This window comes from Pandoraea fibrosis (genome assembly GCF_000807775.2).
In the GTDB taxonomy this organism is placed as follows: Bacteria; Pseudomonadota; Gammaproteobacteria; order Burkholderiales; family Burkholderiaceae; genus Pandoraea; species Pandoraea fibrosis.
In genome coordinates, this window is the sequence record NZ_CP047385.1 from 5,575,253 (window position 1) to 5,592,065 (window position 16,813).

Sequence of the window (16,813 nt, forward strand, 5' to 3'; positions counted from 1 at the left end):
AAACGCGCCAGCACGCTGGCTGTCGGCCCAGTCAGCCTTTACGTAGTGAGTGCATCAGGTAACGCGCGGGATCGATGGCATCGGCCAGATCGGCGCCAATAGGCCACGGCTCGCCCTCGATCTGGCTGGCAACGAGTTCCGCACACAGCGATGCGAATACCAGTCCCCGAGAACCGAACGCAAAGCTCGCGTACAGGCCTTCCAGACGCGGCAGGTCCCGCAGGTGCCCCCCGGTCAACCGGCGCCGTAGCGGCTCGATGGCGGCCATATCGGGCAATGGCCCCGCCATCGGCAGACGGTCGGGCATCAACGAACGGAATGCCGTGCGCCCGCCAAGCTCGGCGGCGGCGCTCGCGCTCGCCAGTCCGGCGTCGCCGAACACATCGGTATGGGCCGGCAGCAGCGAGGCGAGACGTCGCAGATTGGCCTGATGGTCGGTCACGCGCACTTCCTCCGCTGGATCGTCGAAGCCATAGGTGGCTCCCGTGATCGGCCCGGCCCCGCCCAGCAGCGACGGCGCGACATAGCCATCGCCGCAAACCGGTACGCGCAGATTGGGCAACGTGTCCGGCGGCAAAAAGGTCAATTGCCCGCGCACTCGCTTGACGGGGAGGAACTCGGGCGCGAGATATGGTGCGAGCAGCGTCTGCGAGACGTCGGCTGCCGTCACGACGGCGACATCGGCCTCGGCAAGCACGCGGCCCGTCTCATCGATCGCCGCCCAGCGGCCGTCGCGACGTTCGAGCCGTTCCACACTCACGCCGTAGCGTGCGTCGAGCGACGGGCCCGCCGCGACCAGTTCCGTGCGGCACAGCATGGCCGGCGCGAGCCAGCCGCCCTCGGGGAACCAGATACCGCCGTGGGCGAGCGTCTCGCCGGAAAGCGCCGATGCCTGCGCCTCGTCGACCCACTTCGCATACGTCTCGGGATATTCGTGCGCGGCGACGAGTTGCCGCATGGCCTGGGCTTCTGCATCGGTCATGGCGACTTGCAGCAAACCGTCGGCGTGTCCGGGCAGTCCGCCCGGTAGCGTTCGCCACTGAGAGAGGGCGAACAGAAAGCCCGCGCGGGTCAGGCGCGACAACACGTTGTCATCGGCCGAGAGTTGCGGATGAAAGACGCCTGCCGGATTGCCCGACGCGGCAGTTCCTGGCGCCTGCGCCCGTTCGAACAGACGCACGCGCCAGCCGCGAGCGATGAGTCGTCGCGCCATCGCCGCACCCGCCATGCCGGCGCCGACGACAATCGCCTCGCGGGCACGTGGCGCGGGCGCCGGCGGCGGATCGTAGCGTCGCATCCGGTACTGCGGTGCGTATTGGCCCGCGAGCATGTGGCGCTTGTAGCCATAGCCCGGCCGGCGTGCCGTGGCGAAGCCGGCCGCGACGAGATCGCGCCGCACCTGTCCGGCAGACGTATAGGTGGAGAGCGTCGCACCGTCGCGCGCGAGGCGGCCGAGGGCCTTGAAGACGTTCGGCGTCCACATGTCGGGATTCTTGGCCGGGGAGAAGCCGTCGAGATAGAAGGCGTCTGCGCCGGCGCGCAACGACGGCATCAGGTCGAAAAAGTCGCCGAAACCGACGCTCAAGACCATGCCCGGCGCTACCTCCAGCCGGTGCCAGCCTGCCACCGGTAACGGCCAGACATCGCACAGGCGCTGCACGAGCGGCGCCAGTTCTGTCATGCCGGGCAACACGAGCATCGACTCGAGCACGCGCCGCAGATCCTGCGCGCGGAACGGATACTTCTCCACCGAGACGAAATGCAGCCGCGCGGGACGCTGTGGATCGTCTCGCCATGCCGCCCACGTGGCGAGGAAATTCAGGCCCAGACCGAAGCCGGTCTCGACGATCACAAATTGCTCGCGGCCACGCCAGCGCTCGGGAAGATCGTTGCCGCCGAGAAAGACGTGACGCGCCTGCCCTAACGCCCCGTTGACGCTGTGATACACGTCGTCGTACACCGTCGAGTAAGGCGTGCCGTCCGTGGCGGTGGCCGGTTCTGCCGGCTGGATGGGATTCGGGCCCGGTCGATGACTCATTCGCCGCCCCGCTCTTCGGTCACGATCTCGATGAGCCCCGGCAGTGAGACGACCCCCAGCCACTTCCCTTGCGCACCGGCCACGGGCACCCAGTCCGCATGCATCGTGCCGACGGCGCGCAGGGCGCTGACCAGCGCCATCTCGCCATCGAGCGCCTTGCACGGCGTGACCACCTCAGTCCATTGTTCCGGCTTGCCGGTGGCCTGGCGCTGCCACCAGTGCGCAGCGTCCAGCGTGCCGATGAGACGTCCGTCCGGCGCACGCACCACGAGGTTGCGGTAGCCGGTGGCGATGAACCGTTCCCCGATCGCCTCCAAGGTATCGGCGGCGCTCACCACGGCGTCGTTGTCCACCGCCAGCGACGACAGACGCATTTCGCTGCCTCCGCTCGTCATCGACAACCAGCGGCCGGCGACCTGATTGCGCCGCAGCGACTTCGCGTACACCGAGTCGGCACGCAGCGTCTGAGCGGTGAGATACGCCGTCACGCAAGCCAGCATCAGGGGCAGCACCACCTGATAGCTCAGCGTCATCTCGAAGATCATCAGAATCGACATCAATGGCGCATACGTCGTGGCGGCCAGAAACGCGCCCATGCCGACCACGGCGTAGCTGCTGGCGACCGAGGCGGTCGCCGGCGCGAGCGCGTTCATCGCCAGACCGTAGAGGCTGCCCAGGGCTGCGCCGACGAAAAGCGTTGGCGTGAACACGCCGCCCACCGCGCCGGAGCCCGCCGACGACGCGGTCGCCAGCACCTTGAACACCAGCACCATCGCCAGCGCCTGCCAGGCCCAGTGCGTGTGCAGGATCGAGTTGACCACGCTGTATCCGTTGCCCCAGACCTGCGGCACTTGCAACGACAGCACGCCCACCACGAGCCCGCCCAGCGCCAGACGCAGGAACAGCGGCACGGGCAAGGCACTGAAGCGCTGCTTGGCGGTGTCGAGCAGGCGCAGGAACAGCGGCGCGAGCACCCCGGCGAGGATGCCGAGGCCCACGTAGAAGAAGACTTCCCAACCGGACACGAAGTCGAAGCGCGGCATTTGGTAGACCGCCTCGTAGCCGAGGAACTGGCGGATGACGATGTTCGCGATGACCGAGGCCACGACGAGGGGCCCCAGCGTTGCCGTCGATATCGAGCCGTAGACGATCTCGGAGATGAACAGCGCGCCGGCGATCGGGGCGTTGTAGGCCGACGTGATGCCGGCCGTCGCGCCACACGCGACAAGCAGGCGCAGGCGCTCAGGCGGAAACGCGAGAATGCGGCCGACGAGCGACGCGAACATCGCGGCGAGCTGCACCATCGGCCCTTCCCGGCCGATCGATGCCCCCGAAGCCACCGAGCACAGCGACGAGAGGCTCTTGACCAGCGTCTGACGCAGGCTGAGCACGCCGGTGCCGATCGCAATGGCTTCCATATAGTCGTCGGCGCCCTTTTTCGGCACCCACAACGTGGCGTATTGAAGGATCAGTCCGGCGATCAGGCCGCCGGCGGTGGGCAGCAACAGGCGCTGCCACCAGTTGAGGTTCTGCGCCAGTTCGACCATGCCGCTGCGGTGTCCGGCGAGCAGGAATTGCAGCCCCGACAGCGCTTCGCGAAACGCCACGGTCGCCAACGCCCCCAGCAGACCGACGATGCCGGCCAGCAGCAACGTGATTTGCAGGGTGTTCGGTGCGAACTGACGCCGCACCCACACAACGACGGGCAATTTTGCCCAGGCGGATACTGCTGACACGGATAGGAGACGGTCGTGATCGAAATTGGGTCTCATGGTATCGACCGACGCCTTTTTTTGAAAGCGCGTGAGCCGGTGGACGATGGACGCCCAAAAAACTGAGTTTTGCTCAGGTAACGCCTTTTTGCCGGCGTTTTTCGGTCGATGGCAGTTCGCACCGTCGAGGGCCGGGGTATCGGTTGTGACTCGCCATCAAATGACGGCGATTTCGCAGCCGAGCTTTTCACTATTCCGAATTCGGCGCCCGACTCAGCGTTTCGCCGTCAATGCCTCCGACATCGATCTTGTTGTCGAAGAAACTGAGAGGTGCTCAGATAAGGTGTTTTTGTGCGGTGTCGACAGTGCGCCGCCCCTCGTTTCGGGCGATTGCGACGCAGCGCGTGCTTTCCCTCGCTCCTGCCTCTTTTCGAGTTTTCTACGCCATAGGTTCGGGATATGGTTTTCGCCGTGGGCAGTTTCTGAACGTCATTCAGATAAAGGTAAATTTGCACGGCTACGCGCCACATTGAAGTGGTGCTGCCAGCCGTTTTTCGGGAGCGCATCGCCCGCAATGAGGATGTCGCCCGATACCATCGATCTTGCGAGCGCAATTTTTATAGCCCCTTGCTACGGGTCGCCGAGGCACCATTGCGCTCAACGGGACGACCCCGTGTGGAGAGACCCGCCCGCTGTGGCCGTCCGACTCGCATCTCATGCACGTCCTCACAAAAATGCTGATGCCGAGCGTCTCAAGGATCGACTTTCGAACTGGTCACATTCCATGCGGTGAAATAGAATGGCGCGCAATTGAATAGGAACTGAAAAGTAATACCCGAATGGCAGTCAGAAAAAAAGTCGCACAAAAAACACCCATGCCTCTGGAAGAGCAGTTGGGTTTCGCGTTGTACTCGGCATCGCTTGCCATGACAAAAGCGCATAAGCCGATGCTCGACAGACTCGGCCTGACGTACTCGCAATATCTTGCGATGGTCGTGCTTTGGGAGCAGGACGATATCGCCGTCAATCAGTTGGGGGCACGTCTCGGACTCGATTCCGGCACACTCACGCCGTTGCTGAAAAGACTGGAAACCATGGGGCTTTTGACGCGTCGGCGTGGCGAAGCCGACGAGCGTCAGGTGTTCATCGATCTGACGTCGCGGGGGATGAGTCTGCGTCGTGAGGCGCGTCAGGTGCCAGCGCAGGTACAGGCCGCGACCGGCCAATCCGATGCGGCACAAAAGACGTTGCGCACGCTGCTTCTGCAATTGCGCGAAGCCCTCAACGAGGCATGATCCACAGCAAGACGCGCGCTTCCTTACGGATCAGCGCGCGTCATTCAGTGGTGCGCAATGCATCGCGCTAATCACGGAAACTCAAGACGCCGGGACAAGCATGTCGAAGCCGTCGATTTTCTGTACGGTGTAGCCCGCATCTCGCCAGGCGTCGAGTCCGCCGAGCAGCGGACGCACTTCGGCAAAACCCTGCGCACGCAGTTGCTGCGCCAGACGCGCGGCCGTCACCTCGTTCGGACACGCACAAAACACCACGATCCGGCGATCGCGGGGAATATCCCGCAGTTTCTCCGCGATGTCTTCCGGCTCGATGGCAAGCGAGCCGGGGATCGTGAACGGATCGATCGCCCGGCGGGCGGCGGAACGCACGTCGATCACCACTGGCGTGATCTCGTCCTTCATCCAGGTTTCGAGCGTTTGAACGCCGATACGCGCCATGCGCAGCGAGCGCAGCAGGCGGTAACGGTTGAGCCAGCGATTGAGCAGATACAGCACGAAGACGAGCGCAACCAGCCACAGCACGCCACGGCCGAGCGTATCGAAGGCGTCGAGCACCGCCACGATGTGCGACGCGAAGCCGAACCCGAGGGCGACAGCCACGCCCGACCAGAGGACGGCGCCGATGGCGTCGTACATCAGGAACTTGCGCCAGGGCACGCCGAGCGCCCCCGCCATTGGCACCGACAGCGCGGATAGACCCGGCACGAAGCGGGCAAACATCAGCACGCGCACGCCGTGACGCCCCATCGCGCCTTCCGTGCGGCTCACACAGGTATCCGGCGAGATCGACAGGCGGCACATCAGCCGCAGGATATGGTGGCCATAGCGGCGTCCGGCGAGAAACCAGAGGGCGTCACCGAGCAGCGCGGCGAATACCGCAAGCGCGACGATCAGCGCCGGCGGGAAGAGCGACGTCGATGCCGTGACAATGAGTGTGGGATACGCCGGCAACGGCAGCCCCAACGCCTGTCCGAAGATATTCAGAAAGACCAGCCAGAGCCCGTAGCGGGCGATCAGATCGAACAGCATGCCGGGTACCTGTTGGCAAATGAACGCAATACGGCATGTTAGCCCCGGCGCATGACGACCAGAAGCCAGAATGTCGGGAAGTCATGTTGCTTTTCTGGAACAATCGCCCCCGCCGCGAGAACGCGGATGTCAGTGGCCGACGGCCGCTTTCACGCCCCGCTTGGGTCGGGTCAGCCAGACGAGTGCCGCCATGGCGAGAAAGACATATCCCGACAGGTGAAAGATGTCATTCGTGGCCAGCATGAAGGACTGACGGGTGACGAGATCGTTGAGCATGCCGAAGTCGGCCCCGTTCGCCAGCCCCAGTCCCTGTCGCAACTGGTCGAGATAGCTTGTCGTGGCGTCGGAATAAGGGGTGATGTTCTCCGCGAGCCGGGCGTGGTGATAAATCGCCCGGTCTTCCCACATCGTCGTGCTCACTGCGGTGCCGATGGCGCCGGAGAGTGTCCGGAAAAAGTTCGACAGCCCCGAGGCTGCGGCGAGCCGGTCGTCTGAAATGCTCGAGAGCGTGATGGTCGTGACAGGCACGAAGAAGCATGCAATGCCGATGCCCTGAACCAGCCGGGGTTCGATGACCTTCGCGAATGACAGATTCAGCGCGAAGTGGGAATTCCAGAACGATACCCCGGCGAACACGAAGAACGCGAACGAGGCCACGGCGCGCAGATTCAGCCGGTTCATGTTCTGCCCGATGAGTGGCGAGAGCACGAGCGCGAGCAGGCCGACCGGCGCCGTTGCCAGTCCGGCTTTGCCCGCCGTGTAATCCATCACCGTTTGCAGCCACAGCGGGAAGATGACCACCGAGGCGAAGAACGTCATGAAGCCGAACGAAATCACCACAACGCCCAGGGCGAAGTTGCGGTCCTTGAACAGCGTCAGGTCGACGATGGGCTTATCGGACGTGAGCTCCCACAGGATCAGGAACGACAGGCAGATCGCGGCGGTCAGCGCGAGCGTCACGATCATGCTGTTGTTGAACCAGTCGCGATCCTTGCCGAGGTCGAGCATCATCTGCAACGACCCCACGCCAATGGCGAGCAGCGCCAGACCGACCAGATCGATGGGCAGCTTTTGCGTCTTGGTTTCGTGCCCGCGCAACAGGACGAAACAGGACGCGGCGGAGAAGATCCCGACGGGCACATTGATGTAGAAGATCCACGGCCATGTGTAGTTGTCCGTAATCCACCCGCCCACGACGGGGCCGAAGATCGGCGCGACGATCACGGTCATTGCCCACAGTCCGAGGGCAAGGCCGCGTTTTTTCTCGGGGAAACTGCGCAGCAGAATGGTTTGCGAAAGCGGCACCATCGGGCCGGACACGAGACCCTGCAACAACCGGAAGAAAACGAGGGCTTCCATATTGGGCGCCAGACCGCACAGCATGGAAGCTACCGTGAATGCCGTGACCGACGCCACGAACAACTTCGCCTCGCCAACGCGCCGCGCCAGCCAGCCGGTAAGCGGCACGGCGATGGCGGCGGCCACCGCATAGGAGCTGATGACCCACGTGCCCTGACTGTTCGACACCCCTACGCTCCCCGCGATGGTCGGCACGGCCACGTTGGCGATGGACGTGTCGAGTACCTCCATGAAGGTGCCGAGCGCAAGGCCCACCGTGAGGATCGCCAGTCGCGCGCCGGTCAGCGGCGCCCCTTGGGGCGCGGCGGTGGCGTTTGCCGTGGCGGCGTCTGCCATGTGGATCGTCTCCCTGAATGATGGCCGGCGGATGAACCGGGGCCGAAGTCATTTTCCGGATGGTGCCGCAGAACGGCAATCGTGTGCGACGCGGGTTTGGAATTTCCTTTCTAAATCGTCAGGAAAGACTTTGATGGGCGTTGTGTATCGGTGGTCACTGCGCGAATCACGCGTCCTGCAAGGGTTTCCGACGACACCATGTCGTTGCGTGCAATTCACATGCGGCAAATCAACTTCGTCTTGCGAACGTCAGACGCTTTTCCCCCTTGACGCGAGTGGGCGGGCGAGATTGAATCGCCGCTGACGCCCGACGTGTGCGATGCCACGTCGAAGTCCCCTGGGGGTCGTCGTGCAGGCTCAATAACGTTATCTCGTCGGCGCTCCCGGCGCCTCGGCGACAGCAAAAACACAGGATAAGCCCATGCAGCCAGGTAGCGTCGTTCCCCTTCAATACAGTGAGTTTCTGGTTCTGCTTTCCTTCGTGATATCGGCACTGGGGGCCTATGTCGCGTTGGTGGCCGCGTCGCGGATTCGTGACGACGACGGACGCATCAGTCCGGGGTATCTCGTGGTGTCGGCGCTAGCCTTGGGGGGGCATCGGCATCTGGGGCATGCACTTCATCGGTATGGCTGCGCAACGTCTGCCCTTCCCCGTGTCCTATTCGCTTTGGCCGACGCTTGGCAGTCTGGCGCTGGCGGTCGTGGTTTCGGGGGTGGCGCTCTGGTATGTCGCCCGTGCGCCGTATCGCAACGCGCTGCAATGTGTGGTTGCAGGTATTGCCGGCGGGCTGGGTGTGGCAGGCATGCACTACCTCGGCATGAGTGCGGTGCGCACGCAGGCCTATTTCGAATGGGACACGACGATCGTTGCGCTGTCGATCCTCATTGCCATCGTGGCGGCGAGTGTGGCGCTGTGGTTGGCGTTCCATTTGCAGACCGCGTTGCAACGCGCGCTGGCGTCGCTGGTCATGGCGGTAGCGGTGTGCGGCATGCATTACACGGGCATGCGTGCCGGCACGATTATTTGCACGGCGGAGACGCGTGCGCAGATCAGCATTCGCGTGCACGGCGATACGCTGCCATATGGCGTTTTCCTTATCGCGTGCGTGGTGTTGCTTGCCATGGGCGTGCTGCTGTATCGCACATCGCGCAGACGTCGCGAGCGCATGGCGGCGCGGCTCGACGCACTCATGCGTCAGCGCGCGGGACACGTCTGAGATTTCCAGGGCCGACGCCGTTCGGCCTGTCCAAAAAGCAATACGCCGGTCCGTCGAAAGACGGGCCGGCGTTTTCATATGGGCATATCTGAGCGCCTGGCGGCGCCGCACACTATTCAGTGCAGGATGGGGCTTCCCCCGACAGGCATCACATCCCCTGTTTCGATCAGGTCGACAATGAAGAACGGTTCGGTGTTGAGTTGTTTCGATGCACCGGGCTGGCCGGAATACCAGCACACCATCGCCATGTCTCCCAGCATCCGGGTGACGATTCCCATGGCACCGTGGGGTACTGCGATGTGATTGGATTTGACGATCGATCCGACTTGCACTTGAGCCTCCCGCGAATGACGAAAAACCGATGCACCAACCGGTCGGCGCATCGTCATCCGACTATACCGTATTGCGTTGTGACGATCGCCGAATTCTCCGTCGGCGTTGAGAAAAATCCATCGGATTGGCCACTGCGATGCTCTGCGAGCACACGGTAATGCGGGCCGCGTGGCGTGCGTACCGAGTGCACGAGAACGTAGCCGTCGCATTGCCAGACGAGCGGGCGAGGATAGGGGTCTGACGGTGCCCGGCGCGCATGGCGCAGCAGCGTGACGTGCGGGCGAAACGATTGCGTGAGCACGCGCGCGCCCGTTGCGCGCCATTGAGACAGCAAGGTGTCGCGCGTGGCGACGAGGCTCTCGGGAACGCCCGGCGCACCCGCCCAGACGATCTTGCGATCGGACCAGTAGCCGAGATGATCGAACGTCAGCGTGCAGGGTGCGAGCGGTGTGCGCTGCATGAGCGCGAGCAACGTCGGGAGACGGGCGGGATCGACCTCGTCGAGAAAGGCGAGCGTCAGATGGAGGGTCTGGGCGCGCAGCACACGTCCACCGCATTCCGCGTGAGCCGAGACGGCCCACGTGTGAAGCAGCTCGCGCACACCCGGCCCGGGCCACAGGGCAAGGAAAAGTCGCATGAGAACACCAGGGGTTGGGTCCTGCTGATGATTCTCATAGTAGACGGGCGATTGCGCGAATGCCAGCCGGTGCGAGGGGAATATGCGCTCTGCCGAAGGCGTGCCCGCGCGAGCCAACGCTGCCCGGCGGTGGACGACTGAGTGCGTCAGTTCGTCGAGATACCGGGGGTGATGCCGCGACGATTGCGGCGCGGCGTCTCGGCCGGCTTGTCTTCCGATTTGGCCTGCACGGGCGCTCGCATGATGCTGTTCCAGTTGTTCTGGATGGCGGCGTCGGTGGTGTCGCGCGATACGGCGCGCGAAATGTCGGCGCTCGGATTGAAAGCGCCCGAACCCGTAGCACCCGCTGCGCCTGCTGCACCGGCGGCATTGCCCGAGGTGGCCGGTGCGGGAGTATTTTGCGCGTGCGCCTGCGGCGTGAGTACGAGCACGGCGGCGAGGGTGCCGGGTAGCATCACCCACAGCCATTTGCGCAGGGAAGCGGTGTTGCGGGCGGAGCGGACAATCGAATGGTGGGTCATGGGTGTCTCGGGCGATACGACGCCAGTCGCCGACATCGTTCTCCCCACGGGGCAATGTCGGCGTGACGTCTTATGTGGGATCAGTAGCTGCCGGGAGGCGGCTTCCAGCCCGGGGGCGGAGGCGGCGGCGGAGCATAGCGGGGCGCCGGCTGCGACGACACCATGTCGCCACGAACGGGCACGCGATTGCCATACGCGTACATGCACTGAACGTAGGCCTGATCATAGCGGCTTTGCGTCAGATATGCAGACGACTGGGCGTTGCCCATGCCCACGGCGCTGCCTGCGAGCAGACCTGCACCGGCGCCGATGGCCGCCCCCGAGCCGCCACCGAATGCCGCGCCTGCTGCGGCGCCGATAGCCGTGCCGATCACGGCGCTACCCACGGCACTCGTGTTGGCGGCGCTGGCGGTATCGAGACCGCCGTTCGTGCCCGAGGCATATTGGCGGCAGTTGAAATCGTCCTGACGGAACTGATCGAAGGACTTATTGGTGCCGGGCAACGCCATCAGGCTTGGACCGGTGGGCACGACGGCACATCCGGCGAGCGTGGCGGCAGCGATGACGATGGCCACGGGCGCCGCAAGCCGACGGGTGGCGCGTGCGGTACGTCCGACACGGGCTGTCGACGGCGGGATCGCCTGGGAGACGACGGACGACTCAGATGACATGGTGCGTCTCCAGATCAGTTTGCCGGTTGCGCGGGCACTTCACGCCATCCGGCCGGACACGTTTTCACGTAGGGATAGTAGGCACCCGCTTTGTCGCAGTAGTACCAGGTGTCGCTATTGGCACCGGGCTGAGCATTCTGCGCGCCGGGTTGCGGCTGCTCGACATACTGCTGAGGCTGGCTGGGAACCACGACAACGGGGGGCGCGTAATAGCTGGGCCCGTAATACGGATAGGCGTAGGGATAGGGGTAGTAACCGGGACCGACCCAGACACGCACGCCGCCTCGCCAGGCGAAGGCGCTGCCACTGATCAGAGCAGCCGCCACGGCAACGAAGCCGATGACAACAGGAAGACGTTTCACGACACAGACCTCGAAGAACAAACTCCGGGCGCGGTGGATTCCGCCTCGCGCACGCGCGTCGCAACGAGGGAGATGTCCCCCAACTGTGCCGCAACGCCGCCCTGGAGCTGACGCTTCCGAGTCTAGGCCCGTCCCCCCTCCCGGAGCAATTACGATGCGTGTTAGAAGTGTTTCAAAGCATTACGCTTTTTACGGGAAAGCGGAGGGATTTCGGGGGACGTGCCAAGGCGTTTGCCTCACTTCCCGATACAGAAGCGGCTGAAAATCACGCCTAGCAAGTCGTCCGACGTGAACTCGCCGGTGATCGTGCTGAGTTGCTCCTGCGCGAGGCGCAGTTCCTCGGCGAAGAGGTCGAGCGCGCTCGCGTTTTGGCGCGCATGTGCGTCCGCCATCTCGATATGATCGCGGGCCGCCCGCAATGCCGACAAATGCCGTTCGCGCGCGAGAAATACGCCTTCGCTGCCCGCTTGCCAGCCGGCGATCTTGAGCAGCTCTGCACGCAGCAAATCGATGCCCTGCCCGCCTTTCGCCGACAGGCGCACGCCCAGCGGCGAGGTGCCTTCTTCGGGCAGAATCGTCGCCGGTTCGCCCGCCAGATCCGTCTTGTTGTACACACGCACGATAGGCACATGTTTGGGCAACTGCTTCGCGATGTCCTCGTCTTCCGGCGTCATGCCCGAACGCGTGTCGAGCAGATGCAGCACGGCGTCGGCCTTGGCGATCTCGCTCCAGCTACGCGCGATGCCAATACGTTCGACTTCGTCCTCCGTGTCTCGCAGCCCCGCCGTATCGATGATATGCAACGGGATACCGTCGATCTGAATCGTCTGCTGTACCTTGTCGCGCGTGGTGCCGGCAATGGGCGTGACGATGGCCAGCTCGGCCCCGGCCAAGGCATTGAGCAACGACGATTTGCCCACGTTCGGTTGCCCCGCCAGCACCACGTTGATCCCCTCGCGCAGCAACGCTCCCTGCTTTGCCTGAGAGAGCACCTGTGCCAGTTGCGCGCGAATCCGCTCGAGTTGCCCGAAGGCGTCGGCTGCCTCCAGAAAGTCGATTTCCTCTTCCGGGAAGTCGAGCGTCGCTTCCACCAGCATGCGCAGATGAATCACCAGATCCACCAGCGAATGAATCTCGCGCGAGAAGGCACCGTCCAGCGAACGGCTCGCCGAGCGCGCCGCCGCTTCGGTGCTCGCTTCGATCAGATCGGCCACGGCCTCGGCTTGCGCCAGATCGAGCTTGTCGTTCAGAAACGCACGATGGGTAAATTCGCCCGGCTCCGCCAGTCGTACTCCCAGTTCCGCACCTTCGTCGATGCATCGCTGCAACAGCAATTGCAGGACGATGGGACCGCCGTGACCCTGAAGTTCGAGCACGTCCTCGCCGGTGTAGGAATTCGGCCCGGGGAAGTACAGCGCGATGCCGCGATCCAAGGCCTCGCCGGCAGCGTCGAGAAACGGCAGATACGACGCATGACGCGGTTTGAGCGGTTGCCCGACCAGACGCGCGATCACTTGCTGCACGGCGTCGCCGCGGTGCTTGCCGAAGGACACGCGCACCACACCGATGCCACCGCGTCCGGGGGCGGTGGCAATGGCAGCGATCGGAACAGTCGAGACGGTGGCGCTCATGGAACGATTCTTTGAAAAACAGGGGCTTATTTTGACATGCACCAAACAAAACCGCCCGCGAGAGACTCGCGGGCGGCTGTGCCAATCAGACGGTCAGACCTGAATCGTCAGGCCGCCTTTTCCTTCTTCTTGGTCCCGAGCATCCGGTTGATCGACCATTGCTGTGCGATCGACAACGTGTTGTTGACCACGTAGTACAGCACCAGGCCCGACGGCAGGAAGAGGAACATGACCGAGAAAATCAGCGGCATGAACATCATCATCTTGGCCTGCATCGGGTCCGGCGGCGTCGGGTTCAGCTTGGTCTGGATGAACATCGACACGGCCATCAGCACCGGCAGGATGTAATACGGATCCTGCGTCGAGAGGTCATGAATCCAGCCCAGCCACGGCGCACCGCGCATTTCCACCGACGACAACAGCACCCAGTACAGCGCAATGAACACCGGAATCTGAATCACGATCGGGATACAGCCGCCGAACGGATTGACCTTCTCGGTCTTGTACAGCTCCATGAGGGCCGCGTTCATCTTCTGCGGATCGCTCTTGTAGCGCTCGCGCAGCGCTTGCATGCGAGGCGTGATTTCCTTCATGCGCGCCATCGACTTGTAGCTTGCCGCCGACAACGGGAAGAACACCAGCTTGATGATCACGGTCACGGCGATGATCGCCCAACCCCAGTTACCGATCAGCCCGTGCAGCTTCGAGAGCAGCCAGAACAGCGGCTTGGCGAGGATCGTGAAGTAACCGTAATCCTTCGTCAGCTCCAGGCCCGGCGCAATCTGCTCGAGCATGTGCTCTTCCTGCGGACCGGCGAACAGACGTGCATCCACCGTTTCCGTGCCACCGGCCGGAATGCTCGCGAGCGGCTCTTTCACGCCCACACGGTACAGGCCGTTATCCAGCTTGCCGATGTAGTTGTCGCGTGTTGCACCTTCCTTCGGAATCCAGGCCGTGGCGAAGTAATGCTGCACCATGCCGATCCAGCCATCGCTCGACTGCTTGACGTATTTCGCCTTGTCCTTGTCGATGTCGCTGAACGTGATCTTCTGGAATTTCTCGTCGCTGCTGTAGACCGTCGGGCCCGTGAACGTGTGCGAGAACTTCGCGCCGCTGATTTCACGACCGTCACGCACCAGTTCCATGTACAGCGTCGGCTTGATGGCGGCGTCGGTCTTGTTGACGATCGTATTCGACACGTCGATCACGTAGCTGCCGCGATGGAACGTGTAAGCACGCACCAACTGCAAGCCGCCCTTGACCGGCGATTCGAACTTCACGGTCAGCGAGTCGCCCGTGAGCGTGGTCGGCCCCGGCACTTGCGTGAAGATGTCGTTGTGGTTCGGGTAGTCGCCACCGATCAGACCCGTGCGAGCGAAGTACTGATGGCTCGGGGTGTTGTCGAACAGCACGACATGCTTGTCGGCTTCGTCGGCGTCGGGCCACTTGGTCAGCGCGAGGAACGACAGCGTGCCGCCTTGCGTGCTGATGTCGGCTTCGTAGACGTCCGTCGTGATGCGCACCTTCTGCGCAGCAGCAGCGGCCGGCGCATTGCCCGGTGCACTACCCGCAGCGGCAGCGGCGTTGGCAGCTTGCGGCAGGTCGTTGGCTGGCGTCTGGTTTGCGCCCGTGGCAGCCGGGGTCGAAACCTCAGCGGACGGGAAGAACAACGACGAATGGCCATTGCCGCGTTGCCAGTTGTCGAAAAGCATCACGACAGACAGCGCGAAAATGACCCAGAGTACGGTGCGTTTGATGTCCATGCGGTAACTCGTGGTGGACGAAACTCAAGAATGGCCCGGCGCGCGGCGCGTAACTGCCGATGCGGCCGCGGGCCCGGACGAGACCGTCTGCCTGACTCGCGACGTGTCGCTTCCGGCGGCCTTTTCGGCGCCTTCGGCGGTGTGATCGGGAGCGTTACAGACGTGTCGAGCCGGCGGAACGGGATCGAAACCGCCGGGATGAAACGGATGACAGCGGCATAGACGCCGGGCCGCGAGATAAGTGCCGTAACCGGCACCATGCTCGACGATGGCCTCGCGCGCGTAGTCGGAGCAGCTCGGATGAAAGCGGCAACGGTTCCCCAGCCAGGGACTGATCACCAGCTTGTAACCGCGCAGGAGCAACAACAGCACGCTTCGCATCTCGATTCCGCCTGTCAGTCCGGCCGTGATGGCCGGGTGGGCGGCGCATGCCCGGGGTCGGGCGCTACCGTTTGGGGACTAACTACCTTCCGTCTTGTCGTCGGTCGTGCGGCGCTTGCGGGCGGCTTTCTCAGCCGCGTCGAAGAGCTGTACGAACTCGGCCTGAACCAGCGTGTTCAACACCGGTGCCGCCGCCGCAGTGTACGTCCCCTTGTCGAAGCGCCGGGTCAGTCGCAGCACGAAGTCCCAGCCGGCCAGCGTGGCGCGGCGCTGACGGAACATCTCGCGGGCCTGACGCTTGATCAGGTTGCGAGTGACCGCACGGGGCGCGTGCTTCTTGCCGACGACAATGCCGATGCGGCCTTCATCAGGCGTGGCATCGACAGGGGTGTCCGGCGCAGTTTCACGCCGGCGCATGTACAACACGAAGTGCGCGCTGCGACGCAGGGGGCGCAAACTAAAAACGGATGAAAACTCATCCGTTTTGAGAAGTCGCGCAGCTTTGGGAAACCCCATTGCCGGGACTTCGCGCCTTGCGGATTTGACGCGCAAACCGCGGTACGACCGACAACCGCGATTAAACGGCCAGGCGCTTGCGGCCCTTGGCGCGACGAGCGGCGATGACCTTGCGGCCACCACGCGTCTTCATGCGGACCAGGAAGCCATGGGTGCGCTTGCGGCGCGTCACGGAAGGCTGAAAAGTACGTTTCATGATGCACTCACTGTGTGAAAAAATTCCCGCGCAGCAGCATCGTGAAACGCCACATGGACACCGTGAAAACCTGCAAATTCAAGGACTTTCACGCGCGGCCCAGCCGTCGGGAGTTGGATAAGAATCCGGTTATCTTTCTAACGAACCCGCTATTTAATCGGCTTTTCCGTTGTGTGTCAATAGGTTAGCCGTCGCCCGTGACGCGCGTCCCCACGGGTGGCGGCGTCGACGTCCTGGAATCGGGACCTGGCGGACTTTCGGTTGTGGATAATGGCAGAAATTGCCCATCCATTCAGATTCCGTCGGTGGATAAATGTCCGGCGAGGAAGATATCCCGGCGCTCGCGGCAAATCGTCGCAATTGCTGGGCATTTGCGCAGCACTCGCGCAAAGTCAGGCCGGTTAACGCGGCGAGCCCGCCCGGAGACGCCGGTGCTGTGGGCATTCCTGTGGATAACTCGCTTTGCCGACGCTTTGGCGTTAAAATCCCCCATCAATTTTTTTCCCAGCAGAGTACCGGTGACGCCGCCATGTGGATAGCGCGCCGGGTTTTGTCGTCTGCGCGCGCCGAAGCCGGCTGCACGCGCGAGCCAAAACCCGAACGCAGCGCCATGGTTCGTGTGTCTCCGGACGTCTGCATTGCGCCGCCGGTCTGACTCGACCTCGGCCGGAAGCCCGTCCGAACCCTGTTTGGGAACGGGGGTAACCGGCTTGGTTTGCGACGTTCTGCCCCCATATCTGATGTAACGGATAGTGGACGGCAAGAGCGCCAACCGAAGCAGTCGGATGGGTTCCGCGCCACCTGGACACACGCTGC

The 16,813-nt window shown here is 63.5% G+C and carries 15 protein-coding genes and 2 pseudogenes; 3 read left to right on the forward strand and 14 right to left on the reverse strand.

Annotation, left to right across the window (positions count from 1 at the left end; translation table 11 throughout):
• Positions 1 to 31: 31 nt before the first annotated feature.
• Both mnmC and PI93_RS24595 read right to left on the reverse strand, forming a co-directional pair.
• Entirely contained in the window at positions 32 to 2,038 is a 2,007-nt protein-coding gene (gene mnmC, locus PI93_RS24590; protein ID WP_039373206.1) for a bifunctional tRNA (5-methylaminomethyl-2-thiouridine)(34)-methyltransferase MnmD/FAD-dependent 5-carboxymethylaminomethyl-2-thiouridine(34) oxidoreductase MnmC, read from the reverse strand.
• Positions 2,035 to 3,810 (reverse strand): ClcB-like voltage-gated chloride channel protein, encoded by a 1,776-nt coding sequence (locus PI93_RS24595; protein WP_370834579.1) that lies wholly within the window; start codon positions 3,808 to 3,810, stop codon positions 2,035 to 2,037. The genes mnmC and PI93_RS24595 overlap by 4 nt, the downstream gene beginning before the upstream one ends.
• A gap of 815 nt (positions 3,811 to 4,625) precedes the next feature.
• On the opposite strand from PI93_RS24595, the gene PI93_RS24600 reads away from it, so the two are divergent.
• Positions 4,626 to 5,045 (forward strand): MarR family winged helix-turn-helix transcriptional regulator, encoded by a 420-nt coding sequence (locus PI93_RS24600; protein ID WP_224786214.1) that lies wholly within the window; start codon positions 4,626 to 4,628, stop codon positions 5,043 to 5,045.
• An 81-nt stretch (positions 5,046 to 5,126) separates the two neighbouring features.
• Here PI93_RS24600 and PI93_RS24605 read toward each other — a convergent pair whose 3' ends face one another.
• Complete coding sequence (locus PI93_RS24605) at positions 5,127 to 6,074, reverse strand: DedA family protein/thiosulfate sulfurtransferase GlpE (RefSeq protein ID WP_039373211.1); 948 nt, start codon at positions 6,072 to 6,074, stop codon at positions 5,127 to 5,129.
• 129 nt (positions 6,075 to 6,203) lie between these two features.
• On the reverse strand, positions 6,204 to 7,769 hold the full coding sequence (locus tag PI93_RS24610) for a DHA2 family efflux MFS transporter permease subunit (protein WP_039373213.1): 1,566 nt from the start codon (positions 7,767 to 7,769) through the stop codon (positions 6,204 to 6,206).
• Between the two features lie 421 nt (positions 7,770 to 8,190).
• Between PI93_RS24610 and PI93_RS24615 the strand changes: the two are divergent.
• Positions 8,191 to 8,986: pseudogene (locus tag PI93_RS24615) on the forward strand (MHYT domain-containing protein).
• 116 nt (positions 8,987 to 9,102) lie between these two features.
• Here PI93_RS24615 and PI93_RS24620 read toward each other — a convergent pair.
• The 10 genes and pseudogenes from PI93_RS24620 to rpmH form a co-directional block, all read right to left on the reverse strand.
• Positions 9,103 to 9,318, reverse strand: coding sequence for a hypothetical protein (locus PI93_RS24620; RefSeq protein ID WP_039373396.1), 216 nt, complete (start codon positions 9,316 to 9,318; stop codon positions 9,103 to 9,105).
• Positions 9,319 to 9,371: 53 nt separating this feature from the next.
• Positions 9,372 to 9,956: an RNA 2',3'-cyclic phosphodiesterase gene (gene thpR / locus PI93_RS24625; RefSeq protein ID WP_052240861.1), complete on the reverse strand. Its 585-nt coding sequence runs from the start codon at positions 9,954 to 9,956 to the stop codon at positions 9,372 to 9,374.
• Positions 9,957 to 10,102: 146 nt separating this feature from the next.
• Positions 10,103 to 10,477, reverse strand: a complete 375-nt coding sequence (locus PI93_RS24630; RefSeq protein WP_039373216.1) for a hypothetical protein — start codon at positions 10,475 to 10,477, stop codon at positions 10,103 to 10,105.
• Positions 10,478 to 10,557: 80 nt separating this feature from the next.
• Positions 10,558 to 11,148 carry a YMGG-like glycine zipper-containing protein gene (locus PI93_RS24635; protein WP_224786215.1) on the reverse strand — a complete coding sequence of 197 codons (591 nt, stop codon included), beginning with the start codon at positions 11,146 to 11,148 and terminating at the stop codon, positions 10,558 to 10,560.
• Positions 11,149 to 11,162: 14 nt separating this feature from the next.
• The gene (locus PI93_RS24640; protein ID WP_039373402.1) at positions 11,163 to 11,510 is read right to left on the reverse strand and encodes a hypothetical protein; all 348 of its coding nucleotides are present in this window, start codon (positions 11,508 to 11,510) and stop codon (positions 11,163 to 11,165) included.
• A 236-nt stretch (positions 11,511 to 11,746) separates the two neighbouring features.
• Complete coding sequence (gene mnmE, locus PI93_RS24645; RefSeq protein WP_039373217.1) at positions 11,747 to 13,141, reverse strand: tRNA uridine-5-carboxymethylaminomethyl(34) synthesis GTPase MnmE; 1,395 nt, start codon at positions 13,139 to 13,141, stop codon at positions 11,747 to 11,749.
• 107 nt (positions 13,142 to 13,248) lie between these two features.
• Complete coding sequence (gene yidC, locus PI93_RS24650) at positions 13,249 to 14,904, reverse strand: membrane protein insertase YidC (RefSeq protein ID WP_039373219.1); 1,656 nt, start codon at positions 14,902 to 14,904, stop codon at positions 13,249 to 13,251.
• Between the two features lie 171 nt (positions 14,905 to 15,075).
• Positions 15,076 to 15,285 (reverse strand): annotated as a pseudogene (gene yidD, locus PI93_RS25140) (membrane protein insertion efficiency factor YidD); the annotation flags it as partial.
• A 78-nt stretch (positions 15,286 to 15,363) separates the two neighbouring features.
• Positions 15,364 to 15,801 carry a ribonuclease P protein component gene (gene rnpA, locus PI93_RS24660; RefSeq protein ID WP_052240862.1) on the reverse strand — a complete coding sequence of 146 codons (438 nt, stop codon included), beginning with the start codon at positions 15,799 to 15,801 and terminating at the stop codon, positions 15,364 to 15,366.
• A 61-nt stretch (positions 15,802 to 15,862) separates the two neighbouring features.
• The gene (rpmH, locus tag PI93_RS24665) at positions 15,863 to 15,997 is read right to left on the reverse strand and encodes a 50S ribosomal protein L34 (RefSeq protein WP_010806664.1); all 135 of its coding nucleotides are present in this window, start codon (positions 15,995 to 15,997) and stop codon (positions 15,863 to 15,865) included.
• A 313-nt stretch (positions 15,998 to 16,310) separates the two neighbouring features.
• Here rpmH and PI93_RS24670 point away from each other — a divergent pair, with 313 nt between their 5' ends.
• A complete protein-coding gene (locus PI93_RS24670; RefSeq protein WP_144400360.1) occupies positions 16,311 to 16,652 on the forward strand; it encodes a hypothetical protein in 342 nt (113 codons plus the stop codon).
• Positions 16,653 to 16,813 lie beyond the last annotated feature (161 nt).